At 68.2% G+C, this 20,368-nt stretch carries 18 protein-coding genes and 2 tRNA genes; 10 read left to right on the top strand and 10 right to left on the bottom strand.

Annotated elements, in window-relative coordinates; translation table 11 throughout:
• Positions 1-82: 82 nt before the first annotated feature.
• From ON41_RS09590 to ON41_RS09575, 4 genes are read left to right on the top strand one after another with little or no spacing between them, the layout of a single operon-like run.
• Complete coding sequence (locus ON41_RS09590) at positions 83-1,513, top strand: MFS transporter (protein ID WP_040747002.1); 1,431 nt, start codon at positions 83-85, stop codon at positions 1,511-1,513.
• 54 nt (positions 1,514-1,567) lie between these two features.
• A complete protein-coding gene (locus ON41_RS09585; RefSeq protein WP_040747001.1) occupies positions 1,568-2,152 on the top strand; it encodes a PadR family transcriptional regulator in 585 nt (194 codons plus the stop codon).
• Between the two features lie 5 nt (positions 2,153-2,157).
• A complete protein-coding gene (locus tag ON41_RS09580) occupies positions 2,158-4,194 on the top strand; it encodes an NADPH-dependent 2,4-dienoyl-CoA reductase (RefSeq protein WP_040747000.1) in 2,037 nt (678 codons plus the stop codon).
• Positions 4,194-4,778, top strand: a complete 585-nt coding sequence (locus ON41_RS09575; protein WP_040746999.1) for a VOC family protein — start codon at positions 4,194-4,196, stop codon at positions 4,776-4,778. Before ON41_RS09580 ends, ON41_RS09575 begins: the two co-directional genes overlap by 1 nt.
• Positions 4,779-4,839: 61 nt before the next feature.
• On the opposite strand, the gene ON41_RS09570 is transcribed toward ON41_RS09575, so the two are convergent.
• Positions 4,840-5,346, bottom strand: coding sequence for a MarR family winged helix-turn-helix transcriptional regulator (locus ON41_RS09570; RefSeq protein WP_218003404.1), 507 nt, complete (start codon positions 5,344-5,346; stop codon positions 4,840-4,842).
• A gap of 23 nt (positions 5,347-5,369) precedes the next feature.
• Here ON41_RS09570 and ON41_RS09565 point away from each other — a divergent pair, with 23 nt between their 5' ends.
• From ON41_RS09565 to lysA, 3 genes are all read left to right on the top strand, one after another.
• Positions 5,370-5,873 carry a carboxymuconolactone decarboxylase family protein gene (locus ON41_RS09565; protein WP_040746997.1) on the top strand — a complete coding sequence of 168 codons (504 nt, stop codon included), beginning with the start codon at positions 5,370-5,372 and terminating at the stop codon, positions 5,871-5,873.
• Positions 5,874-5,977: 104 nt separating this feature from the next.
• Positions 5,978-6,775: a mycolate reductase gene (cmrA, locus tag ON41_RS09560; RefSeq protein WP_040746996.1), complete on the top strand. Its 798-nt coding sequence runs from the start codon at positions 5,978-5,980 to the stop codon at positions 6,773-6,775.
• Positions 6,776-6,938: 163 nt separating this feature from the next.
• Positions 6,939-8,282, top strand: coding sequence for a diaminopimelate decarboxylase (lysA, locus tag ON41_RS09555; protein WP_040746995.1), 1,344 nt, complete (start codon positions 6,939-6,941; stop codon positions 8,280-8,282).
• Positions 8,283-8,556: 274 nt separating this feature from the next.
• Here the strand turns inward: lysA and ON41_RS09550 are convergent, their stop codons facing one another.
• Positions 8,557-10,227 carry a helicase HerA-like domain-containing protein gene (locus tag ON41_RS09550; RefSeq protein ID WP_040746994.1) on the bottom strand — a complete coding sequence of 557 codons (1,671 nt, stop codon included), beginning with the start codon at positions 10,225-10,227 and terminating at the stop codon, positions 8,557-8,559.
• Between the two features lie 205 nt (positions 10,228-10,432).
• Here ON41_RS09550 and orn point away from each other — a divergent pair, with 205 nt between their 5' ends.
• Positions 10,433-11,041: an oligoribonuclease gene (gene orn, locus ON41_RS09545; protein WP_040747011.1), complete on the top strand. Its 609-nt coding sequence runs from the start codon at positions 10,433-10,435 to the stop codon at positions 11,039-11,041.
• A gap of 55 nt (positions 11,042-11,096) precedes the next feature.
• Positions 11,097-11,169, top strand: a tRNA-His gene (locus ON41_RS09540).
• Positions 11,170-11,250: 81 nt separating this feature from the next.
• On the opposite strand, the gene ON41_RS09535 is transcribed toward ON41_RS09540, so the two are convergent.
• The 7 genes from ON41_RS09535 to ON41_RS09505 form a co-directional block, all read right to left on the bottom strand.
• Positions 11,251-12,666, bottom strand: a complete 1,416-nt coding sequence (locus tag ON41_RS09535) for an ATP-binding protein (protein WP_083905241.1) — start codon at positions 12,664-12,666, stop codon at positions 11,251-11,253.
• Between the two features lie 216 nt (positions 12,667-12,882).
• Positions 12,883-13,344, bottom strand: coding sequence for an SRPBCC family protein (locus ON41_RS09530; protein ID WP_040747010.1), 462 nt, complete (start codon positions 13,342-13,344; stop codon positions 12,883-12,885).
• 122 nt (positions 13,345-13,466) lie between these two features.
• Positions 13,467-15,488, bottom strand: coding sequence for a CocE/NonD family hydrolase (locus tag ON41_RS09525; RefSeq protein WP_040746992.1), 2,022 nt, complete (start codon positions 15,486-15,488; stop codon positions 13,467-13,469).
• Positions 15,489-15,521: 33 nt separating this feature from the next.
• The gene (locus ON41_RS09520) at positions 15,522-16,157 is read right to left on the bottom strand and encodes a TetR/AcrR family transcriptional regulator (RefSeq protein ID WP_246829490.1); all 636 of its coding nucleotides are present in this window, start codon (positions 16,155-16,157) and stop codon (positions 15,522-15,524) included.
• A gap of 75 nt (positions 16,158-16,232) precedes the next feature.
• Positions 16,233-16,781: a hypothetical protein gene (locus ON41_RS09515; protein WP_040746991.1), complete on the bottom strand. Its 549-nt coding sequence runs from the start codon at positions 16,779-16,781 to the stop codon at positions 16,233-16,235.
• Positions 16,782-16,826: 45 nt separating this feature from the next.
• Positions 16,827-18,170 carry a DUF2252 domain-containing protein gene (locus ON41_RS09510; protein WP_040746990.1) on the bottom strand — a complete coding sequence of 448 codons (1,344 nt, stop codon included), beginning with the start codon at positions 18,168-18,170 and terminating at the stop codon, positions 16,827-16,829.
• A gap of 64 nt (positions 18,171-18,234) precedes the next feature.
• Positions 18,235-19,443, bottom strand: coding sequence for a L,D-transpeptidase (locus tag ON41_RS09505; protein ID WP_040746989.1), 1,209 nt, complete (start codon positions 19,441-19,443; stop codon positions 18,235-18,237).
• A gap of 320 nt (positions 19,444-19,763) precedes the next feature.
• Between ON41_RS09505 and ON41_RS09500 the strand changes: the two genes are divergently transcribed.
• A tRNA-Lys gene (locus tag ON41_RS09500) sits at positions 19,764-19,836 on the top strand.
• Here ON41_RS09500 and ON41_RS43725 read toward each other — a convergent pair.
• Entirely contained in the window at positions 19,798-20,055 is a 258-nt protein-coding gene (locus tag ON41_RS43725; protein ID WP_373281330.1) for a helix-turn-helix domain-containing protein, read from the bottom strand. The two genes, ON41_RS09500 and ON41_RS43725, sit on opposite strands and share 39 nt — an antisense overlap.
• Positions 20,056-20,368: the final 313 nt, after the last annotated feature.

Genomic DNA, 20,368 nt, shown 5'->3' with positions numbered 1-20,368 from the left:
TCGTCCCGGTAGCCAGGTGGTGCCACTACCAGTATGAGCAGGCTCCTGTTACCAGGATGGGAACCGGCGCACGCTCGCCGTCATGACACGAACGATGACACACACCGCACCGGCATCGACGGCCGGCGCACCACCACGCTCGGCCCGGCGCACCCTGATCATTCTCGCCGTCGTCCTGCTCGGCCAGTTCATGGCGGTGCTGGACGCCTCGATCGTCAATGTGGCGATCCCCTCCATCCGGACCTCGCTCGGCGCCACGGGTTCGGCGCTGCAACTCATCGTCTCCGGGTACGTGATCTCCTACGCCGTCCTCCTGGTGACCGGCGCCCGGCTCGGCGACAAACTCGGCCAGCGCACCGTATTCGTGGGCGGCCTGGCGCTGTTCACCGTCGCCTCCCTCGCCTGCGGGCTGGCGTGGAATACGCTCGCGCTCATCGTCTTCCGGTTCATCCAAGGCGCGGGAGCGGCGACCATGGTGCCGCAGGTGATGACTCTGATACAGCGCAATTTCACCGGATACGCACGGGCGCGGGCACTTTCGGCCTACGCTGCGGTGATATCCGGGGCGATGGTGATCGGCCAGATCGCGGGCGGTCTCATCATCAACGCCGATATCGCCGGAACAGGCTGGCGCGGAGTCTTTCTCGTGAACGTCCCGATCGGCGTACTCCTGCTGGCACTCGCGCCGCGGATACTCCCGGCCGCGACCGCGCGCGTCGACCGCGCCCTGGATCTGGCGGGCCTGTCGGTGCTCACCCCGGCCGTCCTGCTGCTCGTACTGCCCCTCGTTCTCGGCCACGAAGCGCACTGGCCGGCCTGGACCTGGATCGCTCTCGCGTGCGCCGCACTGGGTTTCGCCGGTTTCGCGGCCGTCGAGCGCCGGGTGCACCGGCGCGGCGGTGAGCCGCTGTTCGCCGACCGGGTGCTGCGGGCACCGGGCCTGATCCTCGCGGCGGCCACCCTGTTCGTGGTCATGTGCACCTTCAGCGGCTGGCTGTTCGTCACGGCCATCCATCTGCAGGGCAGCCTCGGCTACTCCGCGCTGCACGCCGGTCTGCTGTTCCTCCCGTGCGGCGGCGTCTACGCCCTCGCCAGCATGAACTGGGAGCGGGTGCCGGAACGCCTGCATCCCATCATGATTCCCGGCGGCCTGGTGCTGGGCGCGGTGACCATGGTGCTGCTGGGCCTGCGGTTGCGCGACGGCCACGGCATGGGCCCGGTGGAACTCACGATCTTCGGCATCATGGGCCTCGGTTTCGGACTCGCCTTCAGCCCCTTGATGACCCGCGCCCTGAGCAAGGTCCCGCAGGAACTGGCCTCCGACGCCAGCGGCATCCTGGTGACGGGCGTGCAGCTGGGCATCGTGGTCGGCATCGCCGGATTCGGGTCGATATTCCTGAGCCTGGCCGGGACAACGGCCTCGTCGGCGGCGCACGCGGTCGGGGTCACGGCCGTCGCGGAGGGCGTGACGGTGCTGGTGGCGGCGGCCCTCGCAGCCAGAGTCGTCCGATGATCGCCACTATGCACCGAGTTGCATAGTACAGCGAGTAGCAGTTAATCTCGGGTCATGGCCCTCGAGCATGCGCTGCTGGTATCGCTGACCGAGCGCGCCGGCTCGGGATACGAGCTGGCGCGGCGGTTCGACAAGTCGATCGGATTCTTCTGGAGCGCCACCCACCAGCAGATCTATCGCGTGCTCAAGCGCATGGAGGAGCAGGGGTGGCTGACCGGTGAGGCCGTGGCGCAGGAGGGCCGGCCGGACAAGAAGGTCTACCGCGTCAGCGCCGCGGGGCGCGCCGAACTGGCCCGCTGGATCGCCGAACCCAGCGAGGACGTCGGCCCGCTCCGCAGCGAACTCGGCATCAAGATCCGCGCCGCGGCGCACGGCGACCTGCCCGCGCTGCTCGCCGAGGTCGAGCGGCACCGCGAGCGGCACGCCCAGCGGCTCGACGTGTACCGGCTGATCGAGAAGAAGGACTTCCCCGCGCCGCGGCGCCTCACCGGCACGGCCCTGCATCAGTACCTGGTGCTGCGCGGCGGCGTCCGGGTGGAGTCGGGCTTCGTCGAATGGTGCGACGAGGTGCTCGACGCGCTGCGCCCTCCGTCGTCGGATGCCCCAGCCCGGCATCCGGATTCCGCTACCGAAAGGTGACGCCGATGACCCCCAGCCCGTACCCGCACCTCTTCGAACCGCTGGCAGTCGGCGGAACCACCCTGCGGAACCGCGTGGTGATGGGATCGATGCACACCGGACTCGAGGACCGGGCGTGGGACACCAACCGCCTGGCCGCCTACTTCGCCGAGCGGGCCCGCGGCGGCGTCGGCCTGATCATCACCGGCGGGTACGCCCCGAACCGGGAGGGCTGGCTGCTACCGCTGGGCGCGAAGCTCACCAACAAGACGGAGGCTTACCGGCACCGCGCCATCACCGGCGCCGTGCACCGCGAGGGCGGCCGGATCGCCCTGCAGATCCTGCACGCGGGCCGCTACGCGTACGTGCCGTTCAGCGTGTCCGCGTCCTCGATCAAGGCCCCCATCAACCCCTTTCGGCCGCGGAAGCTGTCGGCCAAGGGCGTCGAGCGGACCATCGACGACTACGTCCGCTGCGCGCGGCTGGCGAAATTCGCCGGCTACGACGGCGTGGAGGTGATGGGCGGCGAGGGCTATCTGATCAACCAGTTCCTCGCCCCGCGCACCAACAAGCGCACCGACGAGTGGGGCGGTTCGGCGGCGAACCGGCGGCGCTTCCCCCTGGAGATCGTCCGCCGGATGCGGGCGGCCGTCGGCGACGACTTCGTCATCGTCTTCCGGCTCTCCATGGCCGAATTCGTCGAACACGGCCAGACCGAGACCGAGATCATCGCGCTGGCACAGGAATTGGAGACCGCCGGCGTCAGCATCATCAACACCGATATCGGCTGGCACGAGGCCCGTGTCCCCACCATCGTCACCTCGGTTCCGCGCGCGGCCTTCGTGGAGTTCACCGCGAAGATCAAGGCGCGGGTGAGCATTCCGGTGTGCGCGTCGAACCGGATCAACATGCCGGAGGTCGCCGAGGAGATCCTCACCCGCGGCGACGCCGATATGGTCTCGCTGGCCCGCCCGCTGCTCGCCGACCCCGAATGGGTGGTGAAGGCGCAGCAGACCCGCGACGACGAGATCAACACCTGCATCGCCTGCAATCAGGCCTGCCTGGACCACGCCTTCGTGCACAAGACGGTGTCCTGCCTGCTCAACCCGCGCGCCGGGCACGAAACCGAGCTGCGCCTGCTGCCCACCCGCCGGATGCGGCGGGTCGCCGTGGTCGGCGCGGGACCGGCCGGGCTGTCGGCGGCGGTGAACCTGGCCGAACGCGGCCACAAGGTGGACCTCTTCGAGGCCGACGACAAGATCGGCGGCCAGTTCGACATCGCACGCCGCATCCCGGGCAAGGAAGAGTTCACCGAGACCCTCCGCTACTTCACCCGCAAACTCGAGGTCAGCGGCGTGCGGGTGTTCCTGAACCGCCGGGTCGACGCCGCCGAGCTGATCGAGGGCCACTACGACCACGTGGTGCTCGCCACCGGTGTGCGCCCGCGCATCCCGAACATCCCCGGCATCGACCACCCCAAGGTGCTCACCTACACCGAGCTGGTGCGCGAGCAGAAGCCGGTCGGCAAGAAGGTCGCCGTGATCGGCGCCGGCGGAATCGGATACGACGTCAGCGAATTCCTCACCGTCGAGGGCCACCCCTCGCTCAAGCTGGACGAGTGGAAGGAGGAGTGGGGCGTGCTCAGCGACGATCCCGACGCCCCCGGCCAGCTGACCAAGCCCAAACCTGCTCCCGCTGCCCGCGAAGTCGTTCTGCTGCAACGTAAGTCGACGCCGTTCGGTAAGAGCCTGGGCAAGACCTCGGGCTGGGTGCACCGGGCGGCGCTGAAGGCCAAGGGCGTCGAGCAGATCGGCGGCGTCAACTACGAGCGCATCGACGACCGCGGCCTGCACGTCAGCTACGGCGAGAAGCGGCAGCGGCCGACCGTCATCGAATGTGACAGCGTCATCCTCTGCGCCGGACAGGAATCCGTCCGCGAACTGGAGGCGCCGCTGCGGGCCGCGGGCGTGGAGGTCCATCTGATCGGCGGCGCCGACTTGGCGGCCGAACTGGACGCCAAGCGCGCCATCGATCAGGGCACCCGGCTGGCGGCGGCGCTGTAATGCCGACGCTGATCGGATTGGGCCTGCCCGGCGACGAGAAGGACTGGGCGGCACTCGGTTTCGCGGTCGAGAATCGGACGATGCGGATCGGCGCGGTGTCGTGCCTGGTCGGCACGGCGCCGGCGTGGGGATTCGACGAGCTGCCGGGCGACGCGTCCGCACTCGGCATCCCGGAGTTGTTGAGCGACAACCTCTCCGGCAGTGGTACGCATCCCAACGGCGCCACCTTCGTCGACCACATCGTCTACCTGGTGAACGATATGGACGACGCCGTCGCCGCGCTGGCGGACGCCCTCGGCACTCCGCCACGCCGCCGCTTCCACCCGCGCGGCCCCTCGGGACCCGAGATGGCCTTCTACCGGGTGGGCGAGGCGTTCATCGAGGTCGTCGCGGGCGGACGGCCGCCGGAGCTGATCGGCGTCGCGTTCGGCACGCCCGACCTCGACGCCACCGTCGCCGCCGTGCGCGAGGCGGGCGGTCCGATCAGCGATCCCAAGCCCGCCGTCCAAGGCGGCCGCATCGCCAGCGTGTGGAACGGGCACATCGGCTGGGGAATCGCGTTCATGGAACCGAAACCGCAGTAGTGGACACCGTCGGCGCAGCCGCCCCTGACCGCGCATGGCCGGAGCGGATGCGGAGGTACGCCTAGCTCATCCCGCCCATCCAGCCCGCGGCGTCGAGCCGGAAGGCTCCCGGCGCGACGACCGCGCGCAGGCCGTTCTCCATCTCGCGGAGCCGGTCCTCGCCGAGCATCGCGGACCAGGCGTCGCGGAGGCGGTCGAAGATCTCGGCCGAGCGGGCCAGCGAATCGAGCCCGTGCGGGGTCAGCCGCACCAGCCTGCGCCGCGCGTCGCCGGGATCGTCGGCGCGTTCGGCATAACCCAGCGCCACCAGGCGGTCGACGGTCTTGCCCGCGGCCTGCTTCGAAATCCCGAGGCGGCGGCCGATATCGCTGGCCGCGGCGCCCTCCGGGCCGATCGCCTGCATGGCGAAGCCGTACGCGGGACGCACGTCCGGATGGCCGTGGCGGGCGAGTTCGGCGTGCAGCTCGTCGATCAGCGTGCGGAACCCCGCGAACAGCAGCAGCGGCAGCTCGTACCCGCTCCCCTTGCCATAGTCGACAACCTGGTTTACCTTTTTATCGTCAACCATGTTGTCCATACTAGGAGCACGCTTTGTTCGCCGCGCACACCCTCGACACCGCCCCCGAAGAATCACGCCAGGCCATGCGGGCCGTGGCCGGAGCCGGCCGGGTCCCCGACGCCGTCGCGCGCCTGGCCGCCTCGCCCGAACTGCTGACCGGCTTCCTCGCCATGAGCGCGAGCTTCGAGCGCTGCACCCTGGACCCGGTGGCCCGCGAGGTGGTCGTCATGACCGTCGCGACCCGCAACGACTGCCACATCTGCATCGCCATGCACTCCGGCAAACTCCGCAAGCTCGGCGCGGACACGGAACTCGTTGCGGCCCTGCGCGACCGGAAACCTCTCGCGGATCCCCGCCTCGAAGCCCTCCGCACCTTCACCCTCGAGATCCTGTCCACCGCAGGCGGAGTCGATGATGCCGCCCTCGAATCCCTACTGGCCCACGGCTATACCGAACGCAACGCCCTGGAGGTCGTCTTCGGCATCGGCACCTACACCATGTCCACCCTCGCCAACCGCCTCGTCCGGGCCACGTAACCAGCGCCCCTCGCCCCCGATACCGAAGCGGCACTACACCATTGTTTCCGGCATGCTTTCGGCCGGAAACCAGCACCCCGATGGCCCCCGGTAGGCTCTCGGGCGTGAGTTTGCCTGCACCGACCTCCGAGAACCGTGCCGTCGTCACCGGAGCCTCGTCCGGCATCGGAACCGCGCTGGCCGAGGAACTGGCCCGGCGTGGATATTCGGTGATCCTGGTCGCCCGTCGCGGCGACCTGCTCACCGAACTCGCCGGGCGGCTGACCGAACGCTACGGCGTCACCGCCGAGGTGCGCGCGGTGGACCTGTCCGACCGCGACCAGCGCGCGCCCCTGGCTCAGGAACTGGCCGCGCGCGATATCGCGATCCTGTGCAACAACGCGGGCGTGGCGACGTTCGGCCCCGTCTCCGACCTGGATCCCGAATTCGAGCGGTCGGTCATGGAACTCAACGCCGTGGCAGTGCACGACCTGACCCTCGCGGTGCTGCCGGGCATGATCGAGCGCAGGGGCGGCGGGATTCTCGTCACCGGCTCCGCGGCCGGCAATATGCCGATCCCGAACAACGCCACTTACGCGGCGACCAAGGCGTTCACCAACAGCTTCTCCGAATCCCTGCGCGGCGAGCTGACCGGTACCGGCATCAATGTCACGCTGCTCGCGCCGGGGCCGGTCCGCACCGACAACCCGGATCAGGACGACGTCGGCAACAAGATCCCGGACTTCATCTGGGTGTCGGCCGCCTACACCGCGAAGATCTCCATCGACGCACTGGACCGCAACAAGATGCGCGTGGTCCCGGGCCTGATCAGCAAGGGCATGAGCGTCGCGGGCCAGTACGCGCCGCGCGCCCTCACCGCGCCGATCGTCGGCTCGTTCTACAAGAAATTGGGCGGCAACTAGCCCGGACGGGTGCGGGCCGTCACACCGGCGTCAGGGTGTCGTCAAGATTGCGACGCACCCTGTCAAGGCGCTGTATCGGAGCGGTTCGGCCGGGACGAATCGGCGTAGTCCTGCAAGTGGCCCCGCAGCACAGGCGAAAGCGGGGAACACAGCAGGAGAGACAGTGACGCTGCTCGAGATATTCCCCTCGCTCCGGTCGGGAATGCCGTCCCCGCGCGTCGACACGGCGGTCTGGCCGTGCGATACCCACTACGACGACCTCGGACGCATCACCGTCGGCGGGGTCGCTCTCGCCGACCTGGCCGATCAGTACGGCACCCCGGCCTACGTCCTGGACGAGGCCGAGGTCCGCCGGCGGTGCCGGGCCTACCGCAAGCACTTCCCGGACGCCGAGATCATCTATGCCGCCAAGGCGATGCTGACCAAGTCGGTGGCCGCGTGGGTGCGCGAGGAGGGGCTGTCGGTCGACGTGTGCTCGGGCGGCGAACTCGCGATCGCGCTGGCCGCCGGGGTCGATCCGCAGCGAATCGTGTTGCACGGCAGCGGAAAGCCGTTCGCCGAGCTGGAGGCCGCGGTCGCCGCCGGGGTCGGGCGGATCGTGATCGACTCGCTCACCGAGATCACCCTGCTGTCGGCGCTGGTGTCGCGGCCGCAGCAGGTGCTGTTGCGGCTGTCGCCCGATATCGACGTGCACGGGCATCCGGCGGTGAAAACCGGTGTGGCGGACCAGAAGTTCGGCTTCCCGCTGGGTAGCGCGCAGGCCGCCGAGGCGATCGAGCGGGTGCTGCGGCAGCCCGGCCTCGACCTGGTCGGCTTCCACTGCCACCTCGGCTCGCAGATCCACGATCCGGACCACTACGGCGAGGCCGTGCGGCGTCTGGTGAGCGAAATGTCCCGTGTGCGTGCGCAATACGACGCCCTGCTGACGCACCTCGACCTCGGCGGCGGGCACGCGGTGGCCTACCGGTCCGGCGACGCCGAGATGAACCTGTACGAGCTGGCCGACATCCTCGACGACGCCCTCGACGCGGCGTGCGCCCGCAACCGCTTCCCGCGACCGGTCATCGCGCTGGAGCCCGGGCGTGCGATCGTCGCCCGCGCCGGCGTGACGCTGTACCGGGTGATGACGATCAAGCACGTCGAGGGCGGGCGCACCTACGTGATCGTCGACGGCGGCATGAACGACAACCCGCGCGTCGCGCTCTACGGCGCCCGCTACGACGCCGTCGTCGCCAACCGCCACCCCACCGGCCCACACATGACCGCCACGGTCGCCGGCCGCTACTGCGAGGCCGGCGACATCCTCGTCACCGACGTCCGCCTCCCCGCCGACCTGCGCCCCGGCGAAATACTCGCCATCCCCTGCACCGGCGCCTACCACCACAGCCTCGCCTCCTCCTACAACGGCGTAGGCCGCCCCCCGGTCATCGGCGTCCACGAGGGCCGCTGCCGCGAGCTGGTCCGCCGGGAGACATCCGCCGATCTCTTGGCCCGCGACCTCGGGTGACCCTGTTCTTCCCGCGCTAGGGCGCGGGAAGAACAAGGAAGAAGGTTGGCCAGCGCGGGAAAAGACGGATTCCCGCGCACCTACTCCGAACGCGCGCACCTACTCCGAACGCGCACACCCACTCCGAACGCGCACACCCACTCCGAACGCGCACACCCACTCCGAACACGTACACCCACTCCGAACACGTACACCCACTCCGAACACGTACACCCACTCCGAACACGTACACCCCACTTCCCCTGCCTCCCGCGCCCCGCGCGGGAGGCAGGGGTCACCGCCGCCGAGTCCCGAAAATGCTACGACTGATCTCGCGTCCCGCGGCGGTGGCGGCGGAGCGGAGGAAGCCCTTCACCGCAGGGTTCTTCATGATGCGGTCGGCGGCCGATTCCTCCGGGGCGGCACGGGACGGGTGCGGGGCCGGTTCCGGTTCCTCCTCCGCCGCAGCGACTTTCGCCGCCATGATCTCGTAGGCCGACTCGCGGTCGATGGTCTCGCCGTACTTGGCGTGCAGCGGGCTGGACTGCGCACGGGACCGGATGCCGTCCTCGCCGATGGTGTCCATCAGCGACCGCGGCGGGCGCAACCGGGTCCACGCGACCGGGGTCGGGGCGCCCTTCTCCGACAGCACCGTCACCACCGCTTCGCCGATACCCAGCGAGGTGAGCGCCTTCTCCAGGTCGTAGGCATCGGTTTTCGGATAGGTGCGCACCGTCTTGGTCAGGGCCTTCTGGTCCTCGGGGGTGAAGGCGCGCAACGCGTGCTGGATGCGCGCGCCGAGTTGCGAAAGGACCTGGTTCGGCACGTCGGTGGGCAACTGGGTGCAGAAGAACACGCCCACACCCTTGGAACGGATCAGCTTCACCGTCTGCTCCACCTGGTCCAGGAACGCCTTGGACGCGCCGTTGAACAGCAGGTGCGCCTCGTCGAAGATGAACACCAGCTTGGGTTTATCGATATCCCCGATCTCGGGCAGCGTCTGGAACAGATCCGCCAGCACCCACATCAGGAACGTCGAGAACAGCACCGGCCGCGACGACTGCGCGCCCAGTTCGAACAGCGTGATCACCCCCTGACCACCGGCCGTGCGCAGCAGATCCGCGGGATCCAGTTCGGGCTCGCCGAAGAAGGTGTCCCCGCCCTCGTTCTCCAGATTCACCAGCGCGCGCAGGATGACCCCGGCCGTCGCCGCCGACACGCCGCCGATGCCCTTGAGGTCCTCCTTTCCCTCCGGACTGGTCAGGTGCTGGATGACCGAGCGCAGATCCTTCAGATCCAGCAGCGCGAGCCCCTGCTTGTCGGCCCAGTGGAAGATCAGCCCCAGCGTGGATTCTTGAGTCTCGTTGAGCCCCAGCACCTTCGACAGCAGCACCGGCCCGAATGCGGTGATCGTCGCGCGGATCGGCACCCCGATCCCCTCGGTGCCGAGGGAGACGAACTCGGTCGGGAATCCGGCCGGCGCCCAGTCGCCGTCACCGGTCTCCTTCGCACGCGCGGCGAGCTTGTCGTTCGACTGTCCCGGCTGCGACAACCCCGACAGATCGCCCTTCACATCCGCCAGCACCACCGGCACCCCGGCGGCGGACAACTGCTCGGCGATACCTTGCAGGGTCTTGGTCTTACCGGTGCCGGTAGCGCCCGCGACCAACCCGTGCCGGTTCATCATCCGCAGCGGAATGCGCACGCGCGCAGTCGGATCCACCTCCTCGCCGACCACGACCGTGCCCAGCTCCAGCGCCGCGCCCTCGGCGGCGTATCCGGCCGCGATCTGCTGCGCGACCGCGTTCCCGGACTCCGGCGCCGGCTTCTTCGCCGTCTCCTTCGTGTCCGTCTCGGACGCTTCCCGCTCGGCCGCCTCGGCAGCCGCGGTCGCCTCCGCCGCGACGCGCGCCGCCTCCTCGGCCGCCTTCCGAGCCGCCGCCGCCTTCTCCTGGGGAGTAGTCATCGCCGATCCTCCGTCTGCCCTGCCAACTTTCCGCCAACATTGCCGACCGCCTGTGCGAAGCGCGGATCTGCGAAAACCTTATCCCCCAGGCCGCCTATCCGGGCGTCAACCGCCATGTGGCAATCATGTGGCGACGATCAGTCCCGCCGGTTCGCCGAACGGCTGCCCGCAGGGTTGTAATGTCGACCGGGTGTCGGAGAAATACATGGTGTGGATGGATTGTGAGATGACCGGCCTGCGGCTGGACACCGACAAGCTGATCGAGGTCGCCGCGCTGGTGACCGACAGCGACCTCAATATCCTGGGTGAGGGCGTCGATATCGTCATCCACGCGAACGATGCCGCGCTGGCCGCGATGCCTCCGGTGGTCCAGGAGATGCATGCCCGGTCCGGACTGACCGAAGAGGTGCGCCGCTCCACCGTCACCATGGCCGAGGCCGAGCAGCAGGTCCTCGACTACATCAAGGAATACGTGCCCACCCCGCGCACGGTGCCGCTGGCCGGTAACTCCATCGCCACCGACCGCGGCTTCATCGCCCGCGACATGTCCGCCCTCGACGCGCACCTGCACTACCGCATGATCGACGTGAGCTCGATCAAGGAACTCTGCCGCCGCTGGTACCCCCGCATCTACTTCGGCCAGCCCGAGAAGGGCCTCACCCACCGCGCCCTCGCCGACATCCGCGAATCGATCCGCGAGCTGGAGTACTACCGCCGCACCGCCTTCGTCACCGCCCCCGGCCCGTCGACCACGGAGATCGCCGCGGTCGCCGCCTCCCTCACAGCAAAACCCCCTGCTCAGAGCACCGATTAGGTTCTGACCCGCAAGTCGAGTTACGATCTAGCCCGCTGGTTTCGCACCGGCAATGGTGGCTGTAGTTCAGTTGGTAGAGCACCAGGTTGTGATCCTGGCTGTCGCGGGTTCGAGTCCCGTCAGCCACCCTAAAAGGGCAGGTCAGGGGTTAATTCCCCGACCTGCCTTTTCGCTTGGATTCGAGTTCGCGTCGTCGAGAGCGGAGGATTTCAACGCCATGCGGCGATGAGGTCCTCCGGGGTGAATCCGACAACGCCCGGAACACTGATGCCGGCCCGGGAAACGGCGAGCAGCTGAGTGCTTTCGTCCACGCCGGGCAGTTGCGATCGGTGCAGGTGCAGGCGGGTCAGATCGTGGCTGTCGAACTGCCTCTTGTCGAGCCACTTGATCGAGCCCACTGCGGTGATCCTCTTGGCGATGGGTTCCCGATCCGCACAGACGATGTCGATTTCCGGATCGTTGGTGCGCGTCCAGTACCCTCCGATGGCGTTGGTGCCCTCGGAAATCCGCTCGGGCAGGCGCCGAAGTGATTCGCGCACAATCGATTCCACTGCGCGACCGCGCCACGCGGACCAGCTGCGGTCGATCCGTGCGAGCGTGAGATCGCCGCGTCCCCGCTCGATTTCGGGCAGGTAGGGGCCGAGGAAGGCCAGCCAGAATCGCAGATGGGGATCGGCGACAATGTAGCGGGTTTCCCGGGAGGGCTGCGTCGACAGCGGCGTCAGCGCCTCGACGATGCGCTTGTCGGTCAGCAATCGCAGTGCCCGGCCGAGGCTGGCCGTGGGAAGATCTGCCGCTCTGCCGATGAGTGTGTGCGTGCGTTCTCCCGCCCCGATCGCACTCAATACCCGCCGGGCTTGCGCATCTTCGGGGAACTCCGCAGCCAATGCACGTTCGCCGCTGATCAGCAGAGCCGACGTCGGGTCTGTGACCGCGTCGGACAGGTACTCCGCCGGGGTGGCGCCCTGCGGCCACTCGTCCAGAATGAGTGGCAGACCACCGGATACCAGGAATGCGTCGAATCCCTCGGCTGCGGGCAAGCTCAGCATCTCCGCGACGTCGGCGGGATTCAGCGGCGGGACGACCATTTCGCTCGCCCGCTGATGGAACGGACGACCGTACTCGTTGAGGGCTTCCATCATCGCCAGGTCGGAGCCGATGCACAGCAACAACGTCGGCTTGCGCGACAACTCCCTGTCGAACGCCTTCTGCAGACTGCCCTCGAAACCTGGGTCATTGCCGATGAGATAGGGCATTTCGTCGATGACGACGACGCTTTGCCGGTCGTCGGGTAATGCCGAGGCGAGCAAGGTCAGTGCCGCGTCCCAGTCCCTGGGGTGCTGTCCGGTGAACCTGGCCGCATCCGGCAATGACGACGATGCGCCGGCCTCGACGAACAGGCGGAGATCCAGCTCAGCCGAGCGTTGCGCCGACGCGGTGAAGTACAGGAACGGAAGACCGGACCGCTCGACGAACTCCTCCGCGAGGCGCGATTTGCCGACTCGCCGACGACCGCGCATCAGTATCGCCCGGCCCGGTCGTCCCGCTCGCCCGCCCGCAGCGACCCGCTGGACCGACCGCTTCAGCAATCCGAGTTCACGTTGTCTTCCGATGAAACCGTCCATAGTCCCCGGCCCCTTCGCGCATAAAGCATCCAAGTTTGATGCCATCACTCATGATGGTATCAACTTTGGATGCATTATCGGGACGTTGGTGGTGTCACCCCGTCAGGGGATGACGATGTTGAAGGCAGAGGCGAAATCAAACGATTACAGCGGCAAGAACCGGGTGCGCGATCCACCTCCGTGAGGACGGATCGCGCACCCGGATTGTCTACCCGATCAGGGTTGTGAGCGTGGGACGTCGCCGCGCCACTCACCGGTCTCGGTGCCCCGGTGCTCGATGAAGTTCTTGAAGCGTTCCAGGTCGCCGTGGACTCGGCGGTCGATTACGCCGAGTTTGTCGGCGACGTTCTCGGCGAAACCGTCCGGATCGATATCCATCTGCGCGGTGACGCGGGTCGTGTCGGCGTCGATGCGGTGGAAGGTGACGACGCCGGCGTGTGTCGGGCCGGAGTCGGAATGCCAGGCCACGCGCTCCTCGGGGTGCTGTTCGCTGATGGTGGCGTCGAATTCCCGGGTGATCGGGCCGACTCGCACCTTCCAGTGCGTATGCGTGTCGTCGCGCTGGTCGATCTGCTCGACGCCCTCCATGAAGCGCGGGAAGGTCTCGAACTGCGTCCACTGGTCGTACGCGGTGCGGATCGGGACTCCGACATCCACGGCGGCGGTCACGGTACCCATCGTCATCTCCTTCGCACTCGGGTGCCTCTGCGGCCGTTGTGCACGGCTGCGGCTGCGTTGCAGCCACATTCGCCGCACTACCCGCCCAATACCGGGCTATGCGGACCGGCGGCCGAGAATTCCTACCAGGTACCCTCCAGCGGGACGACGACATAGCTGGGCGCGTCCGGGTCGAGCTGGATGTGCTGGGGCGCCAGGCGGCTGTCCAGCAGCATCGGCATCGGCGGTGTGCCCTTGGGGAAATTGGAGGCGAAGACGTCCACGCGCAACCGGTGACCCGGTTGCAGCACGGCCTTGGTGGCATTGAGCCCGATATCCAGCGGCGTCGGCTGCCCGGGAACGACGGGCCGCCGCGTACCGAGATCGAGCGAGTAGTAGGGCGCGACGACATCACCCGCCGGGCTGAATTCCGTTCTGCTGTCGTCGATCTCCCGCATCGAGGACACGAGCTGACCCGTGGTGAGCATGGTCGACCGCCCGTCCGGCGCGACATCGTTGGCGGTGGCGGTCCAGTACCCGTCGGGCGCGTCGAGCACGGTGTTGAGGTGCACGGCGATCGGCCCCGAGACCAGGGTCGGCTCGGCCACCGGCGCACTGGTGAACGTGAGCCCGTTCAGTTCCTGCGGACGCGCGTCGGTGGTGCACCCCACCACGATCGACGTGATACCCATCGAGGTCTCGGCGATATCGCGCGAACACAGGCTCATCACCCCCGGCGCGACCGTCAGCCGCGTGATGTCGCCCGGTGCGCCGAACGTCAGACTCCCGTCGTGCACGCTGCTCCCGGTGGTGCCACTGGGGGCGGCGGACAAATACATGCGCTGGTACGCCATCCCGGGCCGGGGAAATGCCGCAGAGGTTTGCCAGCCGCCGCCCTGCTCCTGGGTGACCACCGGCCCGTACTCGTCGATCCCGTTGTCGATTCCCTTGAGCCACTTGTCGAACCACGCGCGCTGCAGCACATCCAGCCGCGGCGGTGTGCCGGGACCACCGAATCCGGACCCGGGATTGAGGTGGTAGGTATCGCCCATCAGCAGCTTCTTCTGCCCCTCGGGCAGTCGCAGGCCGTCGAATTCCCTGGGCTCGGACATGTTCCAGACGTCGTGCCAGCCGCCGACGACGAACGTCGGTATATGGATGGCGCCCAAGTCGTTGGCCCAGTCCTGCCGGAACGGGCTGCCGGCCTCGAGCGTCTGCCGCACCCGCGGCGGCAGCTGGTCCACCGACGGCGTGGTGAGCAGCGCGATCGCGTAGTCCTCGAACGCCATCGGATCGGCCAGCCGGTCGGCCAGCCACCGGGAGTCGAAGCGGCCCTGCAGGATCGACCGCAGATCCGGCACGAATTTGAGCAGATCCACGATCAGCGGCAGGCCGGGAATCACGGGCCCCAGCGCGCCTCCCTGGGCGGCATAGCCCCGCATCAGATCGATGCCGCCCTCGATCGGGAAGATCGCCCGCAGCGCAGGAGGATTCGCCTCCGCGGCATGGAATTGGCTGATGGCCGAATAGGACACGCCGTTCATGCCGACCTTGCCGTCGTTCCACGGCTGACGGCTGATCCAGTCGATGATCTCGGTGTCGTCCTGCTGTTCCCGAGCGCCGAAGACCTGCCAGATCCCTTGGGAGAAGCCGGTTCCGCGCACATCGACGACGACCTGGGTATAGCCGCTGCGGATCAGCGCGCGGTCGATGCCGAAGGTGCGGGTGCCACCGCCGGTGATCGCCCGGGTGAAATCGGTGACGCCCTCCAGCCCCGTGCCGTCGGCGTTCAGGCTGCCCAGCCACCGCATCACCGGCTCCGACAGGCCCGGCACCGACTGCACCGAATCGAGGATCATCGACACCAGCTTCGTGTACGGGGTGACATTGACGATCGTCGGCATCGGATCCTCGACGACCCGACCGGCGGCGTCCGTCGGCCGGTACACATTGGCCTTCAGCACGGTGCCGTCGCTCATCGTGATCGGGATGTCCCAGTCGGTGTGCACGCCCGCGTACCGCGCCTCCCCGTCCTGGGCCGCTGTCCAGCGCGCACCCGGCTCGCCGCCGTCGACGGGCAGCGCCGAAGCGGGCGGTTGCACAACGATGACCGAGGTCAGCACGACGGCCGCGAGCAGCGCCGACCGGCCGATAAGGGCGTTCATCGCGCCACCGTAACGCTAAATAAACATTGCTGTCTACAATTGATAAAAAGAGTCCCAGACAGGTCTCGCGAGCGCCATGATCCGCCCGCGCAGCTCCCGGACGGCGTCGAGATCACCGTCCACGATCCGCGCGGTCACCAGCGACAGCACGGCGCCGACGAACGCCTCGCACGCCAGCCGCTGACCGGGTGTCGACGCGCCGAGGCGGTCGGCGATCAGATCCGCGCTGAGGGTGTGCATGGCCGCTCGACGCCGCGCCAGCTCGGGTCCCGCGGCATACGAATCGACCAGAAAGAGCCGGGCCAGCGCCGGTTCGCCGGCCAGCGTCTCGAGGTACGCGCCGAGGGCCAGCTCCGCCCGCTCCAACGGATCACCCTCGACAGCCAGCGCGGCGCGGATCCGCGACGCCACCTCCCCGGCGACCAGATCGTAGGCCGCGACGAAACAGGCCTCCTTGTTGGCGAAATGCTCGTAGAACGACAGCCGCGACACCCGTGCCCGCTTCAGCACGTCGGCGACAGTCGTTGCGGCATAACCCTTCTCGGCCACCACCTCGGCCATCGCGAGCATCAGCCGTCCGCGCTGCGAGGCGGCCACCTCCGCGCGCGACAGCCGGTGCACGCCACGCGGCAACACCTCGGGCTCACCCCGAATTCTGCGTCGATCCACCCAGCGATCGTATTTCGAATACCGCATCGCGCTCGGAGCGCGACGAGTATTCGTTCTGCGATTCGCGCTGTGTCGCTACGGGCAGTCCCGCGTCCCCGCGGTCAGATCATCGAGCAGGATCATCACCTCACCCGCGCGCTTGACCACCTCGGTGAGCCGGACGCGCAGGCCCAGCAGTTCCGCACCGGTGATCGGCGCGGCGAGGCGGCCCCGCACGCGCTGCCACTCCCCTTGCGCGGAGACGGTGCCCAGCAACAGATCTCGCGCCTGCCCGTTCTCGGTGAGCAGCGCGAAGACATCTATCGACGCGTGCGGCGACCGCACCCACAGGTTCACCGTCTCCAGCTGTCCCGGAATCGGCAGTTCCCGCCCCGGCTCGACGGTCAGGTCGATCTCGAGATCGTCGTCCGCCGAGCGGACCAGCAGCACCAGGGCCCGGTGGTCGTCGCCCGCGGCGCCGTCCGCGTAGACGCCCGGATCCTTGGCCGGCGCCCCCTCCGCGAAGGTGGTCAGATGCGTCCGGTCCGCCCCGGCGCCCCCGACCTCCCATTTCGCCTTGTCCTCGAAGTCGTCCAGCAGCACCTCGACCGAGGCATCCGACATCGCCGTCCCTTTCGTGCTCATCACCCCGCCGTATCCGGCACCGAAACCCTACAAGCCGAAGAGGTCTCAGTCCTCGGTCTCGGCGGGAATCACGCCGCTCCGCACCGCGCGGACCAATTCCTCGTGGTCGGCCTCGGTCTGATCGGCATAGGCGAGGGCGTAGCGGGCGTAGGCGGAATCCATCTTGTCGCCGTCGGCGCAGTACCCGGCGAGGACCCGCGGATCGATGGAGCGGCTGTGCGCGCGGGCCAGCAGCGCCCCGGCGAGGCGGCCGTAGTCGTCGAGATGGTCGCGCTTCAGTTCGGTGACGTCGATGGCGCCCTTGCGATTTCGGAACTGGCGGACGATGTACGGGCGCTCGCCGATCGTGGCCCAGCCCAGCAGGATGTCGGTCTCGGCCTGCACCAGGCGCGCGCCCTCGACGATCCGGCGGCCTTCGTGCTTCGCGGGGGCGAGGCCGAGCGCATCCTGCAGCGCGGTCGGCCTGGCCTGTTTGGCCTGCAGCACCAGGGCCTCGTCCCCGTTGCCGCGCAACAGGATCAGATAACTGCGCAGTCCGACGCTGCCCGTCCCGACCACCCGGAAAGCCACATCGCACACCGTGTACCGCTTGATGAGGTGCGCCCGGGACTCGCGCAGGGTGTCCACGTATCCATCCAGCGCGGCGACGACCTCGTCTTCGGTCGCCGCGGACACCTCGGTGAGCACCGGTGGATCGGCGACGAACCGCCACTGCCCGCCCTCGGTGGTGGTCGTCTTCGCCGCCACCTTGGCGCTGGTGTTCTTCTTCGCCTTGCCGGCGGCCTTGGCGAAATCGTCGAGCAGTTCGTCGGCCTCGACCCGGTCGATCACCGATTCGTCTCCCAGCGCGGTCCACGACTCCAGGAACGGCAGCTGCGCCAGGTGATCGATGGTGCGGCGGTAGCTGCGGGCGGCGTCGTGTGCCGCGTCGCGGCAGCCGTTCTCCGACACCCCGCCCACCCGGCCGGCGAGGACCAGGCTGGCGGCGAGCCGCTTGAGGTCCCACTCCCAGGGTCCGGGCGCGGTCTCGTCGAAATCGTTGATATCCATGACGATTCGGCCGTCCGGCGTGCCGTACAGGCCGAAGTTCGCCGCGTGCGCGTCGCCGCACAGCTGCGCGGTGAGGCCGCTGCTCGGGGTCGCGGCGAGATCGCCGGCCATCAGACCGGCGCTGCCGCGGTAGAACGCGAACGGCGACTCCAGCATCCGCCCGACCCGCAGCGGGATCAGTTCCGCCGCCCGGTCGGCATTGCTCGCCGCCACGAAATCGACGATCGCGGGCCGGTCGTCGGGCAGCGCGAGGTCCCGATGGTCGCGATGATCGTCGTTCTCCCGCAGTGCCCGGCCGCGGGCGTACGCCTCGTCCGAATCCGTCCACTCGCCGAACATGCCGCACTCCTCGCTGTGTGTCTCCGTACCGTCAACGCGCCCGAGGGCGCGTCCGGTTCCGTGATCAGCGAGAGTCGGCGTTGCCCGCCTTCCATTCGGGCCACGGGATGTTCCAATCGCCCAGGCCATCGATGCCCGACAGGGTCCCGCCCACCGTGTTCTTGACGATGGCGATATCGCCGCGCTTGGCGTTCTCGTAGACCCAGCGGGCGTCGGACGGGCTCAGGTTCAGGCAGCCGTGGCTGGTGTTGGAGTACCCCTGCGCGCCCACCGACCACGGGGCCGAGTGCATGAAGATGCCGCTGTAGGACATGCGGGTCGCGTAGTCGACGGGCGTGCGGTAACCGTCCGGTCCGGTGGCGGCGACGCCGTAGGTCGAGGAATCCATGATGATGCGGTCGAACCGGTCGCTGATGATGTAGATGCCGTTGTCGGTGGGCGCGGACGCCTTGCCCATAGAGGTCGGCATGCTGCGGATCACCTCGCCGTTGCGCTCGACCGTCACTGTCTTGGTGTCGTCGTCGGCGGTGAAGATGGTGGGTTCGCCGATGGTGAAGGCGGAGTGGATGTCGCTGTCGCCGATCAGGCCGTTGCCGAGGTCCTTGCCGTAGGTGTTCACGTCGACGGTGACCCGGGTGTTGGGCGCCCAGAAATGCTCGGGCCGCCACCGCACCTCGCGATTGTTGACCCAGTAGAACGCGCCCTCGACCGCCGGAGTTGTCGTGATCTTGATCGCATCCTGGGCCGCGCGGCGATCGGGCACGTTCTCGTCGAACTGCACGGCCACCGGCTGGCCGATGCCGACCACCTCGTCCTCACCGGGCAGCAGCCACGGATGGGTGCGATTGCGCGGCGCGAGGGTGGTGAAACTCATCGTGCTGGAGGTCTGACCGCCGAGCCCGACGGCCTCGGCCTGCAGCCGGTAGGTGCGCCCGAAGCCGAGCTGCTCGCCGACCTGCCAGGACCGGCCGTCCTGCGAGATCTGGCCCGGTACCGGGGCGCCCTCGGGATTGAAGAGCGTGACGGCGGTGAACTTGCCGTCCTCGACCCGCACCTGCAGGGGCACGGCCGGGGATACGCCGGTATCGCCGTCCTTGACCGGCGCGACGACCTTGGGCTTGATGAGTTCGGTCATCGGGTTGGATTGGATGGCCGGTCCGGTCCCGCTCGCCCCCGAATCGCTGCAGCCGGCGGCCGCCAGCCCCACCACGGAGAGTACGGCCACCGCTCCCAGCACCGTCTTCGACCGATGTCGGCCCCGCCAAACGTTCATGTCCAACCCCGTTTCATGTTCTCGGCGCCGCCGGGCCGACCCGCCGACGCTGCTCAACCCACCACGCTCGCGGGGATCGGTCGAGACCACGCCCCGTCTATTCTGCCAGCTGGAAGGGGCCTCGAGCCGCAAACACGACGGACGCCTCACACCCGGTCTGCACCTTCATCCCTCCCGGCCCCCCATCCGTTAACAACTGGCGACACATTGCCCCCAACCCCGGCTGAACAGGCGATTTCACTTTCCCCACACCCGCCTGTTATGGTTTTCCCCGCACCGGAACGGAGCCCCACGGGCCCCGCCACCGGAACACGCACCAAGCGCCATTAGCTCAATTGGCAGAGCAGCTGACTCTTAATCAGCGGGTTCGGGGTTCGAGTCCCTGATGGCGCACAGTCCGTTTTTTGGCCCCTCATCCTCTTCTGGATGCGGGGCCTTTCCCGTTTTCAGCCAGTCGTAGTCGACGCCCGTTTTGAGCGACCACAGGCGCATCGTCTGCACCGTCGGCACGACCCGGCCGTTGATCCACGAGCTGACGGTATTTCGGCTGACGCCGAAATAGTCGGCAATCTCGGACACGCCAATACCGGAGTGGCTCAGGCACTTTCGCATTCGATCGGATAAGTCCCAGACCGGTACGGCGCCAGCGGAAGACTGCGCCGCGGTCAGGTCCGAAGGGTTGACAGTCATGCATAGAGCATTGCATGTCCGACCGCACAGCGCAATGCGGAGACCCGGTATCCACATGTGCTTGCATTGCGCAATGCGCTGTGCAACGCTCACGACGTGACATTGCAAAGCAGACGAGCACTGCGAACCGAGAACGACGACGGTGAGGTGTGCAGCTCGGCGGAAGCCTGTGCCCTCGCCGACGTCAACCGTTCGACGTTGACGCGCTGGGTTGAGAGCGGCGCCATCGAGCCCC

The organism is Nocardia transvalensis NBRC 15921, assembly GCF_000308875.1.
Taxonomy (GTDB): domain Bacteria; phylum Actinomycetota; class Actinomycetes; order Mycobacteriales; family Mycobacteriaceae; genus Nocardia; species Nocardia transvalensis.
Note: the sequence above shows the minus strand (reverse complement) of the source record. Positions and strands in the feature narration are given on the sequence as shown.

What these genes read in the sequence shown, in the direction of transcription:
- ON41_RS09590 (WP_040747002.1), top strand. Translation starts at nt 83, where the DNA reads ATGACACGAACGATGACACACACCGCACCGGCATCGACGGCCGGCGCA.
- ON41_RS09585 (WP_040747001.1), top strand. Translation starts at nt 1,568, where the DNA reads ATGGCCCTCGAGCATGCGCTGCTGGTATCGCTGACCGAGCGCGCCGGC.
- ON41_RS09580 (WP_040747000.1), top strand. Translation starts at nt 2,158, where the DNA reads ATGACCCCCAGCCCGTACCCGCACCTCTTCGAACCGCTGGCAGTCGGC.
- ON41_RS09575 (WP_040746999.1), top strand. Translation starts at nt 4,194, where the DNA reads ATGCCGACGCTGATCGGATTGGGCCTGCCCGGCGACGAGAAGGACTGG.
- ON41_RS09570 (WP_218003404.1), bottom strand. Translation starts at nt 5,346, where the DNA reads ATGGTTGACGATAAAAAGGTAAACCAGGTTGTCGACTATGGCAAGGGG.
- ON41_RS09550 (WP_040746994.1), bottom strand. Translation starts at nt 10,227, where the DNA reads ATGACTACTCCCCAGGAGAAGGCGGCGGCGGCTCGGAAGGCGGCCGAG.
- orn (WP_040747011.1), top strand. Translation starts at nt 10,433, where the DNA reads ATGGTGTGGATGGATTGTGAGATGACCGGCCTGCGGCTGGACACCGAC.
- ON41_RS09535 (WP_083905241.1), bottom strand. Translation starts at nt 12,666, where the DNA reads ATGGACGGTTTCATCGGAAGACAACGTGAACTCGGATTGCTGAAGCGG.
- ON41_RS09530 (WP_040747010.1), bottom strand. Translation starts at nt 13,344, where the DNA reads ATGGGTACCGTGACCGCCGCCGTGGATGTCGGAGTCCCGATCCGCACC.
- ON41_RS09525 (WP_040746992.1), bottom strand. Translation starts at nt 15,488, where the DNA reads ATGAACGCCCTTATCGGCCGGTCGGCGCTGCTCGCGGCCGTCGTGCTG.
- ON41_RS09515 (WP_040746991.1), bottom strand. Translation starts at nt 16,781, where the DNA reads ATGAGCACGAAAGGGACGGCGATGTCGGATGCCTCGGTCGAGGTGCTG.
- ON41_RS09510 (WP_040746990.1), bottom strand. Translation starts at nt 18,170, where the DNA reads ATGTTCGGCGAGTGGACGGATTCGGACGAGGCGTACGCCCGCGGCCGG.
- ON41_RS09505 (WP_040746989.1), bottom strand. Translation starts at nt 19,443, where the DNA reads ATGAACGTTTGGCGGGGCCGACATCGGTCGAAGACGGTGCTGGGAGCG.
- ON41_RS43725 (WP_373281330.1), bottom strand. Translation starts at nt 20,055, where the DNA reads ATGCGAAAGTGCCTGAGCCACTCCGGTATTGGCGTGTCCGAGATTGCC.